Consider the following 21,890-nt stretch of genomic DNA (forward strand, 5'->3'; position numbering starts at 1 on the left):
CCTCGCGCACTAAGCTTTGCGTGTGAGTTTGTCCAGATAACCCATGGCAAAGGCCGACAGCACAAAGGTCAGGTGAATAATCACGTACCAAAACAGTTTGTCGTTATGGATATTCTGCGCATTCATAAAAATCTTAAGCAGGTGGATAGAAGAGATAGCGACGATAGAAGCAGCCACTTTGTTTTTTAGCGAACCTGAATCCAGTTTGCCCAACCAGTCCAGTTTCTCTCCGTCACCATCAATATCCAGGCGTGATACAAAGTTTTCATAGCCGGAAAACATCACCATCACGATTAAGCCGCCCACCAATACCAAATCGATCAATGACAGTACCACCAGTATCAGATCGGCTTCTTTCATTGACAGGATAATCGGCAGGATATGCAGCACTTCTTGGAAGAACTTAATGCCAAGCGCCAGCAGCGCCAAACTCAGACCAAGATAAATAGGTGCCATAATCCAGCGCGAAGAGTAGATCAGTTTTTCAACCAGCTTTTCCATGATGCCATCCCGTAACTTAGATGGCGCACATTATGGCGATAGTTTGGCGCATTGCAACGGCTAAGCGCAGCAGCTCTTAATTGATTCAACAAATGCCTGTTCCATAGATGTGCCGAGGTCTGGGCTCAGCGTAAATCCTTCACGGCACACATCGAGGTTTAAAATGCTGTGTCATAACAATGTCGTCTCCTGTCAAAGTGGCTTTTGAAGTGAAATATTGACCAAATCCGGCAACCAATCATTTAACTTATCTGGTGCCAATGCTTCACTATAGAGAAAGCCCTGACCAGTATGGCAGCCAGCTTGTAACAGAAACGCACGCTGCGCCGGGGTTTCTATGCCCTCAGCAATAACCTCCAGCTTTAGAGCCTTGGCCATGGCGATAATGGCCAGAGTAATCTGATTATCCTCGTTGTTGTGGGGTAATTCTCGGATAAAGCTGCGATCTATCTTAAGCGCATTAATAGGTAAACGTCGCAAGTAGGATAAGGATGAATAGCCTGTACCAAAATCATCAATAGACAAGCGAAATCCCAATGATCTCAATTTGGTTAACAGATTCAATGTGGCGTCTGCTTGCTCCGGGATAAGGCAACTTTCGGTTAATTCCAGCTCGATGGACTGCGGGGAAACAGCATACTGTCGCAAGGTGGCCAACAGCTTGTGACTGAAATCCGGTGCGGCTAACTGCAGAGCAGAAATATTGATAGAAACAGGCACCTGCGGCAAGCTACCTTGTTGTATGTCCTGACTGACAGTTTGCAGTACCTGTTCACTGAGGGTACCAATTAAACCGAGTTTTTCAGCCAGCGGAATAAAATCTTTGGGGGATACCTGACCTAATTCAGCATCCCGCCATCTTACCAGCGCTTCAAGACCAATCAGCCGGCCTGATAGCAACTCCACCTTAGGCTGGTAGAACACCTTGAGTACCTGATTTTGCAATGCATGACGCAAACCTTGTTCCAGTCGCAATTCGTCAGCCGTTTGTTGCCCGGCGCTGGCTTGGTAGAAGCAATACTGGTTACGACCAGCACTTTTGGCCTGGTACATGGCCAGATCCGCATGCTTAATCAATTGTTCGCTGCCCTGGCCGTCTTTAGGATAGAGGCTGATACCAATACTGGTGGTCAGGAAAAAATCCTGTCCTTTAATTCGAAAAGGCAAGTCAAACTGTTCAATCAGACGTTTAGCCAGGCATTCCAATGACCCGGCCTGATCCACCTCAGGGATCAGAATAGTGAATTCATCTCCACCAATGCGCGCCACTGACTCGCCTTCTCTGACGGTCGAGGTTAGGCGTCTGGCCACTTCTTTAAGGGCCTGATCACCGGCCTGATGGCCCAGGGTGTCGTTGATCCGTTTAAACAGGTCAAGATCGAGAAACAGCACCGCCATTTTATGATGATGTCGATGGGCATTGGCAATCCCCAGATGCAGCCTGTCCATAAACAATCTTCTGTTGGCCAGGCCGGTCAACTCGTCAATATAGGCAAGCTGATGGATCTGCTTTTCCTGTCGTTTTCGTTCACTGATGTCGCTGAAAATGCCAGCAAACTGGCAGATCTCGCCTTGTTCGCCGCGAATGGCTGTTATAGACAACCACTGCGGATAAATCTCGCCATTTTTACGTTTATTCCAAATTTCCCCTTGCCACAGTCCCTGTGACAATAAGGTTTCCCACATTTCCTGATAGAAACGTTCATCGTGTAGCCCTGAGCTGAGCAAATCGGGCTTCTGGCCCACGGCTTCTTCGGCGCTATAGCCGGTCAGAATGGAAAAGCTTGGATTAACGGATTCTATCACCCCATCCACATTGGTAATCATAATGCCATCCAGAGAGGCATCGATGACCTTTTGCGCCAGTCGCAAATAATCGGTAGAAGTGCGAAGTGCAGCGTCCCTGGCCCGCAGCGCCTGCTTGAGCTGCTCAACATAAGTGTGTTCTACATTCAGTAAAATATCGGAAAAGGATAACAAACCACAGAGTTGTTCCAGCTCATCACATACCGCCAGATGCCTGAAGTTTTGTTTTTTAAGCAGCTCCACGGCCTGCAATAAGGTGCAGCTTTTACTCACGGTTAGTAATGGCTTGGCGGCCACGTTACCCAGATTCAACCCTGTTTTGCCATCCGCAATAATGTGAATCAAATCGCGTTCTGAAACGATGCCGGCCGGCCCATCTGCAAACATAACAATGGCGGCATCCAGGCCTTGCTGGCGCATGGCTGCCACGCCGTCGGCCAGGGGCAGTGCTGCATTCAGTATCAAAGGTGGACGATTCAGACTGGAGCCCACATCCCGCAAGCTCAGATAAAATTCAATACGTTGCTGGCGGACAATATCGGTTTGGGTCAGGATCCCCAATGGGCGCTGCAGTTTGTCCAGGACCAACAGGCGTCGAATACGCTTCTGTAGCATTAAACTCGCCGCGTCGTTCAGCATCATGTCGCAGTTAACCTGAATGACCGGACAACTCATCAGCTCAGCCACAGGTGTTTGGTAAATGCCTGGTGATTGAAAATCAATGACTTTGGCATCTGATTCTGTCCAGATACCGACAATGCGTTCCTCTTCCATGACCAATACACAACTGACGGAGTGGGTTTGCATTAACCTGGCTACGTCGCAAATTGGCGTGTGGGGTGGGCAACTAATGATATTGCGGCTGGCCAGCTCACCCACGGTGGGCTCTGTTTGACCAAGGTTTAGCAATGGGCCGAGTACATCCTGCATAAGCGCTCATCGATACTGCTTTAAACCTTCATACTAACCCATTCTGGTGGATGAGATATTGATCCACCGCAAGCGCAGTCAATGCTGGTGCAGTGACTAAGTGTTGCATTGTTGTAATGATACAATGTATCATTTTGTGGGTTTTATATTTGAGAATCAACAGAGAACCCTTTCTTTATGGCAGAGAACCAGGGATTACATTGGACTCAGATGTGATATTTAATTGGTATGATATAACATTTAGAGGTGAGTATGATAAAGCGGACCTTGGTGGCTGTAAGCCTATCAAGTTTGTTCAGCGCCATGGCCATTGCCCAGTCCTTGCAGGGACAAGTGGTAGACGAGCAGGGACAACCTGTCAGTCACGCCAAAGTGCAGTTGCATGGGCGATATCAGGCCTTGAAAGCCGACGAACAGGGACGATTTCAATATAACGCTTTGCAACAAGGCGAAGTCGAACTGCATGTGTCGGCGCCGGGCTTTGCCCATAAAAGCCTGCATGTGCAGATACCAGAGCAGGGGCTGAACAATCTGCGCATCGTTATGCTAACCACCAGTATTGAAGTGGTGGATGTGACGGCCAGCCCTTTTCATGCCTCGGCCATTGAATCGGCATTGCCGGTGACGGTATTAAGTGGCGACAAATTGCGTAACGTCCAGGCTGCCACCCTGGGCGATACATTAGCCAAAGAAGTCGGCGTGCACAGTAATTCCCATGGTGGGGTGGCCAGTACCCCTATTATCCGCGGTCTGGATGGCCCCAGAGTGTTGATTAGCCAAAATGGTCTGGATGCAGGGGATGCATCCAGAGTCGGGCCGGATCATGCTGTTTCTGCTGAAGCCAGCACGGCCACACAAATTGAAGTATTGCGCGGTCCGGCCACCTTGTTCTACGGCAGTGGTGCCATAGGTGGGGTGGTCAACGTGGTGGATAATCGCGTGCCAACAGATAACCAAACCCGCGGTGAATGGACACTGGAACATGCGTCGGTAAATAACCAGAAGCTGGCGTCGTTTAACTTTAACGGCGGTTTGGAGCGTGTCGCGTTGCATCTGGATGGCTACTGGCGGGAAAGCGATGATTATAAAGTACCAGGGCTGGCGGACCCGGATGACGAGGATAGTGTCGACAAGGTCAAGAGCTCCTTCGCCGAATCTCAGGGCGTTACTCTGGGCAGCAGTTACTTGCTCGACAACGGCTATATCGGTATCAGCTACGGACGTTTAAACCGGGAATACGGTATTCCCGGCCACAGTCATGGGGATGAGGATATTGCCGTCACGGCAGATATGCAGCAGGACAGAGTGCAGCTACTCAGCGAACTGCGCTTTGAGCAGGGTTTTATCAGCGCGCTAAACACGAAGCTGTCCTATACCGATTATGAACATTCTGAAATCGAGTTGGGACAGGTTGGCACCACTTTTAGCAACGAAAGCAAAGAAGCCCGTATGGAGTTTTTGCACAACGAAGTGCTGGGCTGGCACGGTGGACTGAGTCTGCATTACAAGCGTAGTGACTTTGCTGCAGTGGGGCAAGAAGCCTTTACCCCGCCTTCTGTGACCGACAGTCTGGCACTGGCCTTGATGGAAGAGCGGCATTTTGGCCCGGTACTGGCCCAGCTTGGTGCGCGCATCGAACGGGTGACCCTGAAGGCCGATAATCTGTTGTTCCCTGATTCAGCGGTGCATGGTCATGACGACCACGACCACGACCACGACCACGACCACGACCACGACCACGACCACGACCATGGGGATCAGGTGACCCGGCGTTTTAGTGCCGAGCATGAATTTGAGCCATACAGTCTGTCGGCTGGGTTGGTCTGGGATTTTACCCTGGGCTACAACCTGGGGATCTCTGTGTCCCACTCCCAGCGCGCACCTTCGGCTGCTGAGTTGTTGTCTTTTGGTCCGCACATTGGCACCGGCAGTTTTGAAGTGGGAGCCTTGTTTAAACTGTATCAGGATGCCCACGGCGATGCCTATCTGGGATTGACCGACCAGGCCATCGATTTGGAGTCGGCCAATAATCTGGACCTGACCCTGCGCAAATTCAGCGGCAATCTGGGCTTTATCCTCAATGCTTTCTACAACCGGGTGGACAACTACTACTACCAGCAGAATACCGGCTTATTTGCTGAATCTGGACACGACCATGATCACGGCGACGAACATCAGCATGGTGACGAGCACGCTCACGACCACGGGGAATTACCTGTTTATCTGTTTGCTCAGGATGATGTGGTATTGCATGGTTTTGAATCTCAGCTGTTCTGGCAGTTTATGCCGCAGTGGAAGCTCACCTTGCAGGGGGATTATGTGCGCGCCAGACTGCAGGACGGTGGCGATCTACCGCGCACCCCACCTTTGCGCCTGGGCGCCAACCTGGCTTATGAAGATCAGAGCATCAGCGCTGATCTGGGTTTAACCCGCTACTTCGAGCAGGACCGCACGGCTGTCCTTGAGAGTGAGAGCGCGGGTTATACCTTGCTCGATCTTAACCTGGCTTACCACCTGGGGTTAGGCGGACATGAGCTGGCATTTTATCTCAAAGGTCACAACCTGACCGACGAGGAAGCCCGGCCACACACTTCATTTCTTAAACATTTAGCTCCTTTACCCGGCCGCTCTGTCGCGGTGGGGATCCGCGGCTACTTCTGATACAAGATACACAACAAGGATTCACTATGACTTTGCAAACTCAATTAAAACACCTGAGCCTGATTATCGGTGCCACTATGCTGGCTGCTTGTGGCGATGCCACCACACAGATTATTGAGAAAGAGCCCATTGTGGTGCCCGGGGATGGTGATGATCACGATCATGGTGACGTGAGCAGCGCAGGGCGACTGCTGGTTACCAGTAAAGGCAGCAACCAGGTCACTCTGTTTGAGCTCGAAGATAACAGCCTGTTGGCCAGTATCGGTCTGACCTTTGAACCCGCTTATCTGTATGCCTCTCCGTCCAAGCGCTATGCCATGCTGGTGCAGCGCAATGACAATCAAGTGGAGTTTATTGATGGCGGTTTGTGGCAGGAAGATCATGGCGATCATTTACACCCCTACCAACAAGCACCGGCTTTGATGGATTTCAGCTTAAACGGTAGTCGTCCCACTCATGTCACTGTGGGGGCCAGTCAGGTGGCGGTATTCTTTGATGGCGATGGTCAAAACGGTGTCAACGCCTCTGCGGCCATGTTTGACGAGATGCATATTGGCAGCGACAACAATGACTATCCCATCCAGGAGTTTGACACCCATATGCACGGCGCGGCCCAAGCCCGCGGTGAGAACCTGTTCGCGACCCTGAGGGATGCAAACAGCGCTACGACATTGCCTGATCGCATTGCCCGTTTTCATGCCCACGGTGACCACTTCCATCAGGAAGAAACCTATGAAGTGATTTGTCCTGTGCTACACGGCAGTGCCCAAAATCACGATGCTGTTGCCTTTGCCTGCGGCGACGGTGTCGTGGTGATTGAGGAGCAGGATGGTCAGTTCAGTGCCAGTAAAATAGTCAACAGCGCAGATTTTACTGAAGGTATGCGTATTGGTAGCTTACGCGCCCATCTTGCAGGGGAGCAGTTTTTTGGCATTGCCGGCAGTCAGGTGTTTGTTATCAATCCTGAGGCCGGTGAGATGGAAAAGCTTGACTGGCAGCCTCATGAAGGGGCCGCTTTACTGGCGATGGAACTGAGTCTGGATGGCGAAACCTTAGTGATCCTGGACAGTCAGGGCTATTTGTCGCTGTTACAGGCCCATGCCCATGACAATGAACTGCACTGGGAATTAGCGCATAAGCTGGACATCAGCGAAGCAGACGTGGCAGATATGCCCGAGGGCAGTCGCTTTGAAATGACCTTATCCGGCGAACAGGTGTTTGTCGCCAGCCCCATTGAAAAGCATATTCTGAGTGTGGATTTACACGACGCTACCATCAGCACTGAACTGGAACTGGACTTTGTGCCACAAAAGTTAACCTGGCTGGGGATTGTTGGTGAGGTGGCTGACGCCCACGACCATTGATACAGCAGGGATTCAGTTTCATGCTGTAATATTGACATTCAGCCCGCTGTTGCGGGCTTTTTATTACCAGGAAAGGGCCACAATGCACTTTAAAGCCGCCATACCCACCAACATCATTACCGGTTTTCTCGGTGTGGGAAAGACCACCGCCATAAGCTATCTGCTTAAACATAAGCCTGCCGATGAAACCTGGGCGGTGCTGGTCAATGAGTTTGGTGAAGTGGGCATTGATGGCGCGCTGCTCGGGGCTAATAAGCAGAAGGTCGTTATTCGCGAGGTAGCAGGGGGGTGTATGTGCTGTGCATCCGGCCTGCCCATGCAAATTGCCCTGAATATGCTGATTGCACGCAGCAAGCCCGACCGATTATTAATAGAGCCTACCGGGCTTGGTCATCCGGTGGAGGTATTAGCTGCGTTGTCATCAGAACATTATCGCGGTGTGTTATCTTTGCGCGCTACATTGACACTGGTGGATGCCCGCAAGGTCAAGGAGCAGCGTTACCGTGAACATGATATTTTTCGCCAGCAATTACAGGTGGCGGACCGGATCCTGGCAAACAAGGCGGATTTATACGAAGAATATGACGTGCCGGTGCTGGAGAGCTTCTTATGTCATCTTGGGCTTGGTACCAAGATTGACACTGTCCAGCATGGACAGATCGACCCAGCATGGCTGGACGGTGAAAGTGCCTGCAGAACGTCTTTAGTGCAGACCGGCCGCGAAATACAGGGCCAGGACACAGGTCCATTGCCGACGCCGCAAAGTGGTTTTGTGCGTAAAGAAAATCAAGGGGACGGGTTCAGCAGTTGTGGCTGGGTGTTTGCCGCCGGGCATTGCTTTGTGGCGCACAAACTAACGTCTTTGTTGATGGGCCTTGAAATGGACAGAGTCAAGGCCATTATGTCCACTGAACGGGGCTGGATATTGTTTAACAAAGCCGATGGCATATTAACCAGCAGTGAACTTAACGAAGCCCCTGACAGTCGAATGGAATGTATCAGCAGCATGCCACAGGATTGGACAGCACTCGAAACTGCATTGTTGTCTACGCGCTATGAAGCTGATTTGATTGCAAGCAAAGAAAAGAAGGAATTGTGATGAAAAAATCCACGGTCTGGTTGTTTATTAGCTTTAGTTTTTTGCTGCTCGGTGGCGTGATGCTGGCGTTGGAGCACCATTTTTATCAATATGTCGATACGCAGGGAGTGCTGCATGAAAGCCTGTTTCTGCCATTGGGGGTGCTGAGTATGATTTTAGGTGGCAGCCTGCTGAGTGTGACCTTGATGTACAGGCTGCTTAGCAGCTTTAAGAGCGGCGCGAGTCGGCCGGGCATGCAGGGCTGACTGGCACATCGATATCGAAATGCCATACAGACTCCTTGACGCCCGGTTTGCTGTATAAGGCTATTGCCGGTTTATCTTCCCAGCTTGTACATAAATGAAGTAAGCACCACGCTCGCTGGCTGTTTGCTGCAAATTCTTGAGTAACGCTATGCCGAATTCATTTATACCAGGCCTACTTATGGCCACTATTCAGATAGTCTGCCAGTCCGCCTAATTGCAGGCTTTGCACATGGTCCACAATCGGCGCAAGCTCAGCAAAACCCTTGGCACTGGTACCATGCACCTTGTAGCTGAGGATTATCTCAGTGCCCTTATCATTGGTGTTAAACTGCCAGTCCAGCGCGCCGTATAGGCCCATGCCCTGCAATGGCCCCAACCCGCCGGTCATACGCAACAGTTTACCCGGCTCGACAAACACGACCTGCATATGCATGGCTTGCTTATCGCCTGCAATTTCGCAAAAACAGCCGCCTGCCTTAGCCTCAATGCTGAGGTTGCTGGCTTGACCCCACCAGGTGTGATCCTGTGGCCACCAATTTCCCACATTCTCTATCATAAGCTGCCAGCTTTTGTCTGCCGAGGTGCTGACCTGTACGCGATTTTCCAGAATAAACCCGGTATCAGATAAATACTGTACTTTGGCGTTGGCAAACTGACTCAATAGCATTAAAGAGAATAACCAGAATTTCATTGCGTTACCTGCATGTTGGAAAGCTGTCACCAGCATAGTGGGCACAACGTAGTTTGCCAACTAGTGCCTCAGCCTGCCAGGCTAAAGTTCAAAAAAACATCGGATACTCAGGCTTTTACGCTACAGGGTTTGACAGCTTGCAGGATTCGGGTTTCACTTGTGCAAGACAGTTTAAACTCCGCCTGATTCATGCACAAAGCCACGCAACTTAACGCCTTACAACTGACTGCCAAACCCAGCCGACGTCTGATCAATCAGGCTTTAAAGGAAGAGCAGGCCTTAAACGCCACCTTTATTGGTCAGCAGCGTGCCCGCGAAGCACTGAACTTTGGCTTAGGCATTGATGCCAAAGGCTATAATTTGTATGTGATGGGGGAGGCGGCCACAGGGCGATTCACCCTGGTGCACGAATATATCGCCAAACATGTCAGTAGCGTGCCCACACCGGATGATTGGTGCTACATCAATAACTTTGATGATGAGCGTGAGCCCTTTACCTTGCGTCTTCCAGCAGGCGAGAGTCGTAAACTGGCGGCCGACCTTGACAGTCTGATAGACGAATTGCTGGATACTTTTCCTGCCGCATTTGACAACCCAGGCTACCAGCGAAAAAAGGCCAATATCAAGCGGGAGTTTGATCAGCGCTACGACAAGGCCATCGCCGAGGTGGAGCTGTTTGCGCAGCGCAATAATGTGGCACTGTATGAAGAAAAAGGCACCATCAGTTTTTCGCCTATCGTTAATGGCAAACCTATTACCGATGAAGAGTTTGCCGGGGCGTCAGAGCAGGAGCGCCAGCACTTTTACGATCTCATCAGCCAACTGGAAGAAAAACTCAGCGAACAACTGCTGGAATTGCCGCAGTGGAAGCGTGAGTCGTCTGAACACGCCCGCAAGCTGACCCGCGAAACTGCCGAGCAGGGCATAAAGCCGCTGCTAAAGGAACTGGAGCATAAGTATGCCGGGGATTTAGGCATTCTTAAATTTTTGCGCCAGCTTAAACCGCATTTGGTGGAAACCGTGATTGAGGTGCTGGGGGAAGAAAATAAAGAAGAAAAGCAGGATGATTTTGATCGCCGCACTGTGCTTGAAGAACAATATCTGCCCAATATTCTGGTCAGCCATGAATTAAATGGTGGCGCGCCGGTTATTTATGAACCCAATCCAACCTACCAGAATCTGTTTGGCCGGGTGGAATATACCAATGTGCAGGGCTCGGTATTTACCAATTACCGCATGATTCGCCCCGGCGCTTTGCATAAAGCCAACGGCGGTTACTTGCTGCTGGACGCGGATAAAATGATCCAACAGCCCTATGTGTGGGATGCGTTAAAACTGGTGCTAAAACGTGGCGAACTGAAAATGGACATTCAGCAGCATGATATCGGTATGGTGAATTCGGTCACGCTGAACCCACAATCAGTGCCGATCAAAGTGAAAGTGGTGTTGTTGGGCTCAAGGGATCTTTACTACACCCTGCAGGAATATGAAGACGAGTTTCATGAACTGTTCCGGGTGCTGGTGGACTTTGACCATGAGATCCCCCTGGATAAAACCACCTTGTATGATTTTGTTGGCCGGGTTCGCTGCCAGGTCAAAGAAATGGGCTTACAAGGTATTTCTGCCAAAGCCATGTACCGGCTGGTGGAATACAGCCTGCGTCTGGCCGAGCATCAACACAGATTGTCGGCGCGCTTTGCAGACGTGATCGAGCTGTTGCATGAAGCGCAATTTTTCTGTGCCCAGCAGCAAAGTGACGAGCTGGATGTGACTCATATTGAAACCGCCCTGGATGCTAAAACCCAGCGCAGTGGCCGTATCAGCCAGGCGCTGCTGGACGATATCAAAGAAGGACAGATTCTGATTGAAACCGATGGTGAAGCCATTGGTAAAGTGAACGGTCTGACAGTACTGGAAATTGGCGATAGCCTGTTTGGTACGCCAGCGCGGATTACCTCAACAGTTTACGCCGGTGCCAACGGCGTGGTGGATATCGAGCGGGAAGTCGAGCTGGGCCGGCCGATTCACTCAAAAGGGGTGATGTTATTAACCGGTTATCTGGGGCACAAATACGCCCAGCTGTTCCCGCTGACCTTGTCGGCCAATATCGCCATTGAGCAATCCTATGGGCAGATCGACGGTGACAGCGCGTCGTTGGCAGAACTGGTGGCACTGTTGTCAGCCTTAACCCTGATCCCGGTACAACAAGGACTGGCAGTGACCGGCTCCATTAACCAATATGGTCAGGTACAAAGTATTGGGGGCGTGAACGAAAAAATTGAAGGGTTCTTCAAGCTGTGTGCCCACCGGGGTCTGACCGGTCAGCAGGGGGTGGTGATCCCCAAATCCAATGAAGTCAATCTGATGCTGGATAAGGAAGTGGTGCAGGCGGTGAAAGCCGGCCGCTTCCATATTTATTCCGTGGAAACTGTCGATCAGGCGGCCGAAATTCTGATGGGACGCGAAGCGGGTCTGCTAAGCAGCCGTGCCCGTTTCCCCAAAGGCAGCATTAACAGTTTAGCGGTCAGTCGCCTGAGCCAGATTGCCCGCATCGTTAACGGGGCGGATGAGGAGTAGCATTTTTCAATAAAGTCAGGGCTGTCTGTTCAGCCCGGCTAATATCATCTGCGCTGGCGGTGCCTAGCAGCCGCTGTTCCTGCCACTGATATCTGTCGGCAAACTCAGGTTCCAAGTGCCTAAGCACTTGCAGATAAGCCAGGGCCTTGGCGGTGGAATCCTCGCCCATGCGCTGTCCCATTGCATCTCGAAGCAGCAATTTAATGGCATTCACGTGACCTGTTTGTGCCGCGTTTTCCAACAATGTCTGCTGGTGCTTAAGGTAGGCTTGTCTGGCCGCGACATAGGCATCGCGCTCCAGCTTATCTTGCCCGGTAGCCTGCAAATAAAGTTTTGCCGACACTGTGCCAATCTCTGCGGCTGCCTCAGGGTGGCCTGCCACAGCAGCTTGCATTAATAAATCTGCGAAACGGTTTTTGTCGGCGCGACTAATGCCGCGGCAGTAGCTATATCTGTCATAGTTATTGGCGAATGAGGCACTGGAATCACCGGTCTGGCGCAGCTCATCAAGCTTTTGCTGGTGCGCCACATCGTTGTCTGCACTGTAATAGCAAAAATACAGATTACGGCCCAGCTGATATTGGGCCATGGGATCCTGCTGCCGGGCTTTCTCATTCAGGCGATTAAATTCTGTCAGCAAAGGCTGAGGCAGGCGCCAATCATCTACGTTGGGAACTGACTCGGCATTATCTGCTATTGCAGCAGACTGTGGCTCTGGCTTGTGGGCTAAGGAGACTTGATTCGATTGCTGCTGTGGCCAGTACCACCAAGTCAGTAACGCCATCAGGCTGATGGCAGCGAGGTATTTTTGCATAGAGTTAGTTGTTATTCAGTTTGTCTGCGCTGGCATTATACAGGATGTTGCCGTCGATCAGGGTCATCTGCACACTGACCTGTGCCAAAGCTGCTGCACTGATTGCACTGTCCAGCGAACGGTCCAGGATAATTAAATCAGCGTTCATCCCGGCCTTTAGCTGGCCTATACGACTGTCCATGCCCAGTAAGCGGGCAGATTGCTGCGTATAGGCATTCAATAATACCGGCAAAGGCAGTCGTTCCTTGGCGTTTAATGTGCCCCGCTCGGGTTCCTGCAGATTTTGTCTGCTGATAGCCACGGCCATGGCGGCAAAGGGATTGTAATCCGATACATTCCAGTCACTGCCACCGGCAATTGCCGCACCGGCCCGCCATAAACTGGCTGCGGGGTAAATTTGCCCGTGACGGGCTTTGCCCAAATAAGGTTGCAGTGCGTCGACACTGTACTCATCTGGTTGTGCCCACAGCAATTGCATCGAGGCTAACACGTCCAGTTGGGCAAAGCGTGGAAGATCGTTGCTGGCGATAAGCTGCAAATGGGTAATGGAAAAGCGTACCGGTTTATCAGGCCGCTGTGCTCTTGCCCTGGCAAAAGCATCCAGACTCTCGCCAATGGCAGCATCACCAATGGCATGAATATGCACGCTGAATCCCCGCTGCTGGGCCATCAGCACAAAATCCTGCAGTTGTGGTGGCGGAATATAAAGCTTTCCTGCCCAGTCAGGACCGTGTTCCTCATTATGCAGATAGGGTGAGTGCAGGGCGGCCGATTGGGTAGGGTATTCCATCACACCATCGGCATAAAGTTTAATTGTGTCAGCCATCAGCCCGCAGGACTCGGCTTTCGCCCTAAGTGCCAGCAGGCGGGTAAATTCCTGTTCGCTGGCCTGGCCTTTACTGCCAAGGGCCAGATTCACTTTCGCCTGCAAGCGCCCCTCGGCACTTAGCGCGCAAAAGGTCTCGATACTGCTGTCATTGCTGTTGGCTTCCAAAAATGCCGTGATGCCTGCCTGATAGAAGCCTTGCAGTGCCTTTACCAGAGCGCTCTTGCGCTGGTGCAGAGAAGGTTTGGGAATATGTTGGCTGATTAAGGCTGTGGCCCCATCAATCAACATGCCAGTCGGCTGCTGATTGGCATCTTTTACAATGCGTCCATCATTGGGGGCCGTGGTTTGGCTGTCGATACCGGCCAATGACAATGCCAGACTGTTGGCCCAACCCGTATGGCCATCGGTACTGATAATAAATAACGGCCGCTGAGGCAGAATACGGTCCAGTTGCCAGCGATCCACATCCACCCCAACACTTGGCAGATTCAGGACTTCCAGCCATTCACCTGGATAGTCTTTGTCACACTGAAGAATATGCTCGGCCAGCGCTGATAATGTCATTGCCTGGTCTTGCAGATTACAGGCCTGCAATGCCAATGCGCCCTCAATGCTGTGGATATGACTGTCTATAATACCGGGTAATAGGGTTTGGCCCTTGAGCCGGGTAACCTTAGTCTGCGGACCTATCAGGGGCTCGAGCTCTGCATCCTTACCAACCAGCAGAATCTTACCGCCCTTTATTGCCAGCGCGGTGGCAAGTGGCTGTGCCGGGTCCTGAGTCAGAATATGGCCACCCTGAATGACCCAATCAGCGCTGATCGTTTGCGTCGTTGAATGGCTGGCACAGCCTGCCAGTAACAGTGAAAGCGACAGATACACCAACTTCATCTTTTAAGCTTTCCATTAATTGATACAACCAAACCCTGCCTGGCTATTGTTAGTCCGGCAAGCCTGATTTGGCAATAGCGATAACAGCGCTTATTGATGTGTGGGTATTTTGCTTGCTGACTGCAAACGACGAGTGTTCCTGGCGAACCAGTAATCCATACTGATGAAGCGACCGGCACCGGCAAAAAACAACACCAACAGCATCACAAAATAGGTAATGGAAAATTCAATGCCGTTGTTGAGAATAACGAAGTTACCGCTGCTGGTTAGCCACTCGTAGTGACCATGCTCCTGTAAAATCGTTTTGGCCCGGGCCAGTTTGTCAGCGGAGTCCAGAACTTGCTGATTGGCAAACAGACCACTAGGGTCGGCAATGGCCTGCCAGCCGTTTTGCCAATGTGCACTGAATGCGGCAACCAACATAGTGATCATCAGCGGGATACTGATATAACGAACGGCAAAACCCAGCAGTAAAAGCACTGCGCCCAGTATTTCGGTCCAGGTCGCCAGTAGTGCGAGTAAGTAAGGAAATGGTAAAGCCAGTCCCCAATCTTCATTGCCAAACCACTGCACCACATTGTCAAAACCTTCTAGCTTATTCACACCGGCCATCCAGAACACCGGCACCAGATAGAATCTCAGGGCCAGAGGCGCCAGAAAATCCAGTGCACGGGTTTTATCAAACTGTAAATGCAGGCGGGTAAAGAACTGAAATAACGGCATTTGGGGTCCTGAAGCAATTAAGTTACTGCTATCAAGGACCCGACAGACTAAGAAATCTATTCAATGTTCAGCACAGCCATGTATCGCAGGCGCTGCTGTCAGACTTCCTCCAGTTGCTCTGGGCAATGCTCTATTTCGCTGAATTCGCCGTCTTCGTCTTCCATTTCCAGAATGACATTAAAGCCCCATAATCTGTGCAGATGCTTCATCACTTCCTTGCGACTCTCAGCCAGAGGGATGCGGTTGTGGGGAATGTAACGCAGGGTTAAGGCCCGATCACCACGAACATTCACGTTATACACCTGGATATTCGGTTCCAGATTACTCAGATTGTATTGGGCTGAGAGTTTTTCACGCAGCAATTGATAACCCTCGGCGTTGTGAATGGCCGCCACCTGTAAATGGCTGTCCCGGTCATCGTCATGAATGGCAAACAAACGAAAATCACGCATCAGTTTGGGGGACAAGAACTGGCTGATAAAACTCTCGTCCTTGAAGTTTTCCATGGCGAACTGCAGGGTTTTCTGCCAATCGGAGCCAGCAATTTCTGGAAACCACTGTTTGTCTTCCGCGCTGGGGTGCTGACAGATACGTTTGATATCCATAAACATATTAAAGCCCAATGCATAGGGGTTAATGCCTGAGTAATAGGGGCTGTTGTAATCGGGCTGCGCGACGACATTGGTGTGACTGTGCAGAAACTCCATCATAAAGCGATCCGTCACCCGACCTTCATCATACAGGTGATGCAAAATATGATAGTGCCAGAAGCAGGCCCAGCCTTCGTTCATCACCTGAGTTTGTTTTTGTGGGTAAAAATACTGAGAGATTTTGCGCACTATGCGTACCAGCTCACGTTGCCAGGGTTCCAGCAGTGGCGCGTTTTTCTCGATAAAATAGAGCAGGTTTTCCTGTGGTTCAATGGGAAAACGTTTACGTTTAGGATCGGCCTCGGTTTCCTGCTTTTGTGGCAGGGTTCGCCATAATTCATTGACCTGAGACTGCAGGTACTTTTCCCGACTCTGCTGACGTTCCTGTTCTTCGCGCAATGACAATTTTTGTGGGCGTTTATATCTGTCTACACCAAAATTTGCCAGGGCATGGCAAGAATCCAGAATAACTTCCACTTCGGCAATCCCGTATTTTTCTTCACAGCGGGCGATGTAGTTTTTGGCAAACACCAGATAGTCGATAATGGAACTGGCATCCGTCCAGGTCTTAAACAGGTAATTGTTTTTGAAAAAACTGTTATGCCCATAACAGGCATGTGCCATTACCAGCGCCTGCATGGTGATGGTGTTTTCTTCCATAAGATAAGCAATACAAGGGTCAGAATTAATCACGATCTCATAGGCCAGTCCCATCTGACCGCGTTTGTAGCCCTGTTCGGTTTGAATAAATTTCTTACCATAGGACCAATGGGTGTAATTGATGGGCATGCCGATACTGGCATAGGCGTCCATCATTTGCTCAGCGGTAATAATTTCAATCTGGTTTGGATAGGTATCCAGGTGATAATGTCTGGCAACCCGGTCAATGTCTGCCAGGTACTGGTCAAGAAGCTCGAAAGTCCAGTCTGGTCCATCGGATAAGGGTTTGCCTCTACGTCTTTTGCTCACTTCAGCCCCTCCTTTAACTTGCCGGAACCTGCAGCCTGTTCTATGTACCTGCAGTACCAGATATGGCAACAAATAGTGGTGTTATGCTTGCAGTATAGTTCATCCTGGCTGGCTGCAAGTGATTGTGAGATGGTTGAAAATCACCCTTGGCGCTTTACAGGTCGTGCGATAGCGGTCATAACTAAGCAACCAATTCAGCACAGGAACCGCGATGACAAATCTGATGAAAGCCGATGGCGAATGTCTTGATCAGCAAAAGCCCTGCGCGGGCGTAGATATGATCGTCACGCCCAAAGATAAAGATATCGGTGGCTTTTTTGTACGGCGTTGCCTGCCTGTGGCCAAACTGCGCTCTGTGGGGCCCTGGATTTTCTTCGACCATATGGGGCCTGCACAATTTGCAGCGGGGCAGGGCATTGATGTGCGTCCCCACCCGCATATTAATCTGGCAACGGTTACCTATTTATTTGAAGGTGAGATTTTACATCGGGATTCCCTGGGGAGCCTGCAAGCAATAAAGCCAGGCGATATTAATTTGATGGTAGCCGGTTCTGGCATTGTGCATTCCGAGCGTGAGCGTCCTGAAGTCAGAGAGACCGCGCATAGCCTGCATGGTTTGCAACTTTGGCATGCGCTTCCCGCTCAGTACGAGGAAATCCCCCCTGCTTTCTATCATTATGGCGTGGATGACATTCCCAGCCTGAAGATTGGTGATGTATCGGTCAGAGTCATGATGGGCAGAGCTTATGGCGTAGTGTCACCGGTGAAAACCTTCTGCGACACCCTGTATCTGGAAGCGTTTTTACAGCCAGGTCAACGCCTTGAGTTACCCCAGGCACAGGAGCGGGCCATTTATATTGCCAGCGGTGAGGTTGAGGTGAATGGCAACAAAGTGGCGCAGCACAATCTGGCATCGTTATCAGCCGATTGCAAAATTGACGTCTGCGCCACTGCTGTCACCCGCCTGGCCATGATTGGTGGCGAACCTTTGGGGGAACGCTTTATGTACTGGAACTTCGCTTCCAGCCGAAAAGAGCGGATACAGCTGGCAATGCAAGACTGGCAGGAACAACGTTTTGCCAAGGTGCTGGGAGACGAACAGGAATTCATTCCATTACCCGAATGACATTGACGGCTGGTCTGGGCTAGCATAGCAGCCATCTTATCAAGGGGCATCCCTGGTGATGTGCATGGAGCAGATCTTGAATCAAACCGCTATTCCTTCGAAATTACTGATCTTAATTGCGCTCTTGCAGGGCCTGGCGTTGTTAGGATTGCACCAGACAATCGAATTGGACATCTGGCCGTACCACCATCCTGACTGGCTATTTGCCTTGTATGCAGTGGTGATCGGCGGGCCGTTGGTGTTGCTGCTGGGTTTGAACGATACCAATTTAAAACCGCTGTTTGCCTGGACCGGGGCCTACAGCCTGATTCTGGCTGGGTTGGGGTTTTACGTGGGGCGTCAGGCTCAACCAATTGCCGATGTTGGTGAACAGGTGCTGTTACCCGGTCTGGCAATTACCCTGGCGATTGCCAGTTTTAAGGCATTAATGTATCTGCAGCAAGGTCTGGCTCAGGGCAGTTTTCGACATCTGCAGTATCCTGCATTGTTTTTGCATTCCTGGCGCAACTTTCTGACGCTGGGTTTGGCCCTCGGATTCACGTTGAGCGTCTGGCTGGTATTGATGCTATGGGCTGCGCTGTTCGATGCGGTAGGGATTAAATTCTTCGAAGCGCTTTTCACTTCCCACTGGTTTTATTATCCCATACTGGCTATGGCACTGGGATTGGGGATAAGTCTGCTCAGACGTCAATCCACCATTATTGATACCATTGTGCATATTCAGCAACTGCTGGTGAAGTGGCTGCTGGTAATGCTGGTGCTGGTTAGTGCGCTGTTTTTAGTCACACTCCCTTTTACGGGGCTGGAGCCACTTTGGCAATCAGGCGGCAGTACGCTGATTCTATGGATGTTGGCGCTGATGCTGTTTTTTGTGAACAGTGTTTATCAGGCCGAGACAGAGGCGACGGTGTATCCACGCTGGTTGCATCGCCTAATCTATTCAGGCTTGGCGCTGATGCCACTGTACAGTCTGGTTAGCGCCTATGGATTGTATCTGCGTGTCGAACAATACGGTTGGTCGGTATCCCGCTGCTGGGCGGTTTTGATCTGGCTGCTATTGAGTTTGTTCTCTCTGGGCTATTTCTGGCAGATCCTGCGCAGGCGTGACCACTGGCTTATCGGCTTATGCAAGGTCAACGTCCCGATGGGTAAAATAGTGCTGTTAGCCATGTTGCTGGTCAATTCGCCGTTGCTGAATTTTTTGCAAATCTCTGCTGACAGCCAAATGGCCAGGTTAGAACAGGGTAAAGTGACCATATCCGATTTTGACTTTAGCTACTTTCGTCACCAACTGGCAGGACCTGGCTACCAGGCTTTGCAACAGATTAAGGCCGACTACGCTGATAGCCACCCGGAGGTGGTAGTACGGATCGACGCCCTGTACCAGTTGCATCAGGACGAGACCGTAGTGCCAAGCGCGGTACAGCTAAGCCAGGTGATTAAAGGTGTGGAAAACACAGTGCCTGAGGCGTTGATGACGGCCATTGTCGCACATCTGCAAGCTGATACATGGCGTTTAGCGCAAAATAGCGGGTACTACCTCAAAACGCTGGACTTAGATGGTGATGGCCAGCAGGATTACCTGCTAATCGAAGAGAATGACTATTCGCCGGCCTTTACGCTGTTTTATTTTGACCAGGGGGTTTGGCTGAAACAGCCTCTTGATTGGCATAACCGTCATCAGCAATCTTCCGGGCAAGATCTGATTGAAGCGATAAAAGCGTCAGACTTTGAGTTGATTTTGCCCAGATGGAAGCAGATACGTGTTAAGGACTTGACACTGTATAGCACACCGGAATAACAGCAGCATCTGGCATCCATTGGTGAATTGCCTTAAGGTCAGACTGCACGACACGAAAACAACCGATAACGAGAATATAAAAAGAGGAAACCATGAAAAAATCTCTTCTGGCAACCCTGATTGCCTCAACTTTTGTGCTGGGTGCTTGTGGTGACAATACTTCGTCACAGCAGGCTGCTGCACCTGCCGTTGCAGAGCAAAGCCAGACCGGTAAAGCGGAGCTGGGGAGCTTCGGTGTAGACTTAAGCGCCCGCAATGAATCAGTGAAACCCGGCGATGACTTTTTTATGTATGCCAGTGGTACCTGGTACGACAATTATGTGATGCCGGCTGATAAGACCCGTTACGGCGCTTTTACTGCCCTGGCTGACAAAAGTGAAGAGCAGGTCAAAGCCATCATTGACGAACTGGCCACTGCCGGGAATTTAACTGGCGAGAAAAAGCTGATTGCAGATTTTTATCGTGCCTATATGGATACCGACAGTATTAATGCCAAGGGAATCAGCCCCATTCAGCCCATGCTAGCGGATATTGCCGCGATTGATTCGGTCAGCGCCTTGACCCAGGCTTTTGGTAACGCCTGGCTGACTGGCACCAACACGCCCATTTATGCCGGATTATGGTACAACCGTCTGGATCCCGATAAATATGAAGTAAGTGTGGGCGTAGGCGGCTTGGGCCTGCCGGATCGTGACTATTATCTGGAAGATTCCCAGCGTTTTGCCGATATCCGTAAGGCTTATCAGGCTCATATGGCCGAGATGCTGGCGTTTGCCAAGGTTGACGATGCCGAAAACAAGGCTGCCCAGATCCTGGCTTTGGAAACCCGTATTGCTGAAGTTCAATGGCCGCGTGAAAAGCGACGTGACCGCGATTTGACCTTGAACCAGGTGGAACGTGCAGCACTTTCCGATCTTTACCCAAATTTTGACTGGAGTGCGTATTTTGCGCCCAGCGGCTTACAGGTGCCTAACCTGAATATCAGCCACCCCGAGCCGGTGAAAGCCGTTATCGGGATAATCAACGATACGCCTCTGCAGGTTTGGAAGGACTATCTGACTTACCATGCCATCAGCGGCAATGCGGGTTATCTGGCCGAAGAGATATACCAGGCCAATTTCAACTTTTACGGCAAAACCTTAAGTGGCCAGCAGGAGCCACGTCCGCGCTGGAAGCGGGCGGTGGATGAGATGTCTGATATTGAATCGCTCGGTTTTGCCATTGGTAAGGTTTATGTCGATAAATACTTCCCGGAAAGTTCTAAACAGCAGATGTCTGAACTGGTGAAAAACCTGCGCACTGCCTTGGGTGAAAGGATTAAAAATCTGGATTGGATGGGCGAAGAGACTAAGGTGAATGCCTTGGCGAAACTGGAAGCCTTCAGACCGAAAATCGGCTATCCGGATCAGTGGCAGTCTTTTGAAGGCCTGAGTATCAGCCAGGATGACTTGTTGGGCAACGTGCACAACCTGCGCAAGTTCTTTAATGCCCAGGACATTGAACGCGAACTGAAGCCAACAGATCGTGAACGTTGGGGTATGCCACCACAGCAAGTGAATGCCTATTACAACAGCTCATTTAACGAAATCGTTTTTCCTGCAGCCATCCTGCAGGCTCCTTTCTTTGATCCGAACGCTGACCCAGCGGTTAACTATGGTGCCATTGGTGCGGTAATTGGCCATGAAATGGGCCACGGTTTTGACGACCAGGGCTCAAAATCTGATGCCCACGGCGTACAAACTAACTGGTGGACAGATGCAGACCGCACTGCATTTGAACAAAAAGCCGATATGCTGGCGGCCCAATACAGTGCATATGAACCCATCGAAGGCAATTTTGTTAATGGTCGCAACAGCCTTGGCGAGAATATAGGCGATGTGGGTGGTCTTTCTATGGCTTACCATGCTTATAAACTGAGTCTTAATGGCAAAGAGGCCCCGGTGATTGACGGCCTGACCGGTGATCAACGTTTCTTCCTGGCCTGGGCTCAGGTGTGGAAGGAAAAACGCACCGAACAGAGTATGTTGAACCAGTTACGCGCCGGCACGCATGCGCCTGGTCGCTACAGAGCACTGGCACCCAGAAACCACGATGCCTGGTATAAAGCCTTTAACGTGCAGCCTGGCGATGCGTTGTATCTGGCGCCAGAAGAGCGTGTTCGTATCTGGTAATCTGGCCCGACAGCCATACAAAGCCGCCAATCTCTGGCGGCT

The 21,890-nt window shown here is 50.8% G+C and carries 15 protein-coding genes and 1 pseudogene; 8 read left to right on the forward strand and 8 right to left on the reverse strand.

Going from position 1 to position 21,890, the window contains the following annotated elements:
* Positions 1-9 precede the first annotated feature (9 nt).
* Both ABD028_RS10015 and ABD028_RS10020 read right to left on the reverse strand, forming a co-directional pair.
* Positions 10-501: a TIGR00645 family protein gene (locus tag ABD028_RS10015; RefSeq protein ID WP_102795541.1), complete on the reverse strand. Its 492-nt coding sequence runs from the start codon at positions 499-501 to the stop codon at positions 10-12.
* A gap of 192 nt (positions 502-693) precedes the next feature.
* Positions 694-3,237 carry an EAL domain-containing protein gene (locus tag ABD028_RS10020; protein WP_343844613.1) on the reverse strand — a complete coding sequence of 848 codons (2,544 nt, stop codon included), beginning with the start codon at positions 3,235-3,237 and terminating at the stop codon, positions 694-696.
* A 252-nt stretch (positions 3,238-3,489) separates the two neighbouring features.
* Here ABD028_RS10020 and ABD028_RS10025 point away from each other — a divergent pair, with 252 nt between their 5' ends.
* The 4 genes from ABD028_RS10025 (at position 3,490) to ABD028_RS10040 (ending at position 8,606) form a co-directional block, all read left to right on the forward strand.
* Positions 3,490-5,898 (forward strand): TonB-dependent receptor, encoded by a 2,409-nt coding sequence (locus ABD028_RS10025; protein WP_343844615.1) that lies wholly within the window; start codon positions 3,490-3,492, stop codon positions 5,896-5,898.
* A gap of 26 nt (positions 5,899-5,924) precedes the next feature.
* Positions 5,925-7,262, forward strand: a complete 1,338-nt coding sequence (locus ABD028_RS10030) for a YncE family protein (protein WP_343844617.1) — start codon at positions 5,925-5,927, stop codon at positions 7,260-7,262.
* An 82-nt stretch (positions 7,263-7,344) separates the two neighbouring features.
* Positions 7,345-8,361, forward strand: a complete 1,017-nt coding sequence (locus ABD028_RS10035) for a CobW family GTP-binding protein (protein WP_343844619.1) — start codon at positions 7,345-7,347, stop codon at positions 8,359-8,361.
* Positions 8,361-8,606, forward strand: coding sequence for a DUF3955 domain-containing protein (locus ABD028_RS10040; RefSeq protein ID WP_102795536.1), 246 nt, complete (start codon positions 8,361-8,363; stop codon positions 8,604-8,606). Before ABD028_RS10035 ends, ABD028_RS10040 begins: the two co-directional genes overlap by 1 nt.
* Here ABD028_RS10040 and ABD028_RS23260 read toward each other — a convergent pair.
* Together ABD028_RS23260 and ABD028_RS10045 are read right to left on the reverse strand one after the other, a co-directional pair.
* A pseudogene (locus ABD028_RS23260) lies at positions 8,569-8,753 on the reverse strand (hypothetical protein); the annotation flags it as partial. The gene ABD028_RS10040 and the pseudogene ABD028_RS23260 sit on opposite strands and share 38 nt — an antisense overlap.
* Before the next feature lie 25 nt (positions 8,754-8,778).
* Entirely contained in the window at positions 8,779-9,297 is a 519-nt protein-coding gene (locus ABD028_RS10045; protein WP_343844623.1) for an SRPBCC family protein, read from the reverse strand.
* A gap of 189 nt (positions 9,298-9,486) precedes the next feature.
* Between ABD028_RS10045 and ABD028_RS10050 the strand changes: the two genes are divergently transcribed.
* Complete coding sequence (locus ABD028_RS10050; protein ID WP_343844625.1) at positions 9,487-11,874, forward strand: Lon protease family protein; 2,388 nt, start codon at positions 9,487-9,489, stop codon at positions 11,872-11,874.
* Here the strand turns inward: ABD028_RS10050 and ABD028_RS10055 are convergent.
* The 4 genes from ABD028_RS10055 to ABD028_RS10070 form a co-directional block, all read right to left on the reverse strand.
* Entirely contained in the window at positions 11,852-12,688 is an 837-nt protein-coding gene (locus ABD028_RS10055) for a hypothetical protein (RefSeq protein WP_343844627.1), read from the reverse strand. The two genes, ABD028_RS10050 and ABD028_RS10055, sit on opposite strands and share 23 nt — an antisense overlap.
* A gap of 4 nt (positions 12,689-12,692) precedes the next feature.
* Positions 12,693-14,408 carry an amidohydrolase gene (locus tag ABD028_RS10060; protein WP_343844629.1) on the reverse strand — a complete coding sequence of 572 codons (1,716 nt, stop codon included), beginning with the start codon at positions 14,406-14,408 and terminating at the stop codon, positions 12,693-12,695.
* A gap of 90 nt (positions 14,409-14,498) precedes the next feature.
* Entirely contained in the window at positions 14,499-15,131 is a 633-nt protein-coding gene (locus tag ABD028_RS10065; RefSeq protein ID WP_343844631.1) for an HvfX family Cu-binding RiPP maturation protein, read from the reverse strand.
* Between the two features lie 98 nt (positions 15,132-15,229).
* Positions 15,230-16,750, reverse strand: coding sequence for a SpoVR family protein (locus ABD028_RS10070; RefSeq protein ID WP_102795531.1), 1,521 nt, complete (start codon positions 16,748-16,750; stop codon positions 15,230-15,232).
* A gap of 211 nt (positions 16,751-16,961) precedes the next feature.
* On the opposite strand from ABD028_RS10070, the gene ABD028_RS10075 reads away from it, so the two are divergent.
* The 3 genes from ABD028_RS10075 to ABD028_RS10085 all read left to right on the forward strand — a co-directional run bounded on the left by ABD028_RS10075 (position 16,962) and on the right by ABD028_RS10085 (position 21,848).
* Positions 16,962-17,876 (forward strand): pirin family protein, encoded by a 915-nt coding sequence (locus tag ABD028_RS10075; RefSeq protein WP_343844634.1) that lies wholly within the window; start codon positions 16,962-16,964, stop codon positions 17,874-17,876.
* A 64-nt stretch (positions 17,877-17,940) separates the two neighbouring features.
* A complete protein-coding gene (locus ABD028_RS10080; protein ID WP_343844636.1) occupies positions 17,941-19,677 on the forward strand; it encodes a DUF4153 domain-containing protein in 1,737 nt (578 codons plus the stop codon).
* Positions 19,678-19,769: 92 nt separating this feature from the next.
* The gene (locus ABD028_RS10085; RefSeq protein ID WP_343844638.1) at positions 19,770-21,848 is read left to right on the forward strand and encodes a M13 family metallopeptidase; all 2,079 of its coding nucleotides are present in this window, start codon (positions 19,770-19,772) and stop codon (positions 21,846-21,848) included.
* Positions 21,849-21,890 lie beyond the last annotated feature (42 nt).

Origin of the sequence: Bowmanella denitrificans (assembly GCF_039522935.1) — a bacterium.
Lineage (GTDB): Bacteria > Pseudomonadota > Gammaproteobacteria > Enterobacterales > Alteromonadaceae > Bowmanella > Bowmanella denitrificans.

Bases quoted from the DNA above. Each gene is read 5' to 3' on its own strand.
- ABD028_RS10080 (WP_343844636.1), top strand. From the start codon at position 17,941: ATGGAGCAGATCTTGAATCAAACCGCTATTCCTTCGAAATTACTGATC.
- ABD028_RS10055 (WP_343844627.1), bottom strand. From the start codon at position 12,688: ATGCAAAAATACCTCGCTGCCATCAGCCTGATGGCGTTACTGACTTGG.
- ABD028_RS10075 (WP_343844634.1), top strand. From the start codon at position 16,962: ATGACAAATCTGATGAAAGCCGATGGCGAATGTCTTGATCAGCAAAAG.
- ABD028_RS10045 (WP_343844623.1), bottom strand. From the start codon at position 9,297: ATGAAATTCTGGTTATTCTCTTTAATGCTATTGAGTCAGTTTGCCAAC.
- ABD028_RS10020 (WP_343844613.1), bottom strand. From the start codon at position 3,237: ATGCAGGATGTACTCGGCCCATTGCTAAACCTTGGTCAAACAGAGCCC.
- ABD028_RS10035 (WP_343844619.1), top strand. From the start codon at position 7,345: ATGCACTTTAAAGCCGCCATACCCACCAACATCATTACCGGTTTTCTC.
- ABD028_RS10015 (WP_102795541.1), bottom strand. From the start codon at position 501: ATGGAAAAGCTGGTTGAAAAACTGATCTACTCTTCGCGCTGGATTATG.
- ABD028_RS10060 (WP_343844629.1), bottom strand. From the start codon at position 14,408: ATGAAGTTGGTGTATCTGTCGCTTTCACTGTTACTGGCAGGCTGTGCC.
- ABD028_RS10085 (WP_343844638.1), top strand. From the start codon at position 19,770: ATGAAAAAATCTCTTCTGGCAACCCTGATTGCCTCAACTTTTGTGCTG.
- ABD028_RS10050 (WP_343844625.1), top strand. From the start codon at position 9,487: ATGCACAAAGCCACGCAACTTAACGCCTTACAACTGACTGCCAAACCC.
- ABD028_RS10065 (WP_343844631.1), bottom strand. From the start codon at position 15,131: ATGCCGTTATTTCAGTTCTTTACCCGCCTGCATTTACAGTTTGATAAA.
- ABD028_RS10030 (WP_343844617.1), top strand. From the start codon at position 5,925: ATGACTTTGCAAACTCAATTAAAACACCTGAGCCTGATTATCGGTGCC.
- ABD028_RS10025 (WP_343844615.1), top strand. From the start codon at position 3,490: ATGATAAAGCGGACCTTGGTGGCTGTAAGCCTATCAAGTTTGTTCAGC.
- ABD028_RS10040 (WP_102795536.1), top strand. From the start codon at position 8,361: ATGAAAAAATCCACGGTCTGGTTGTTTATTAGCTTTAGTTTTTTGCTG.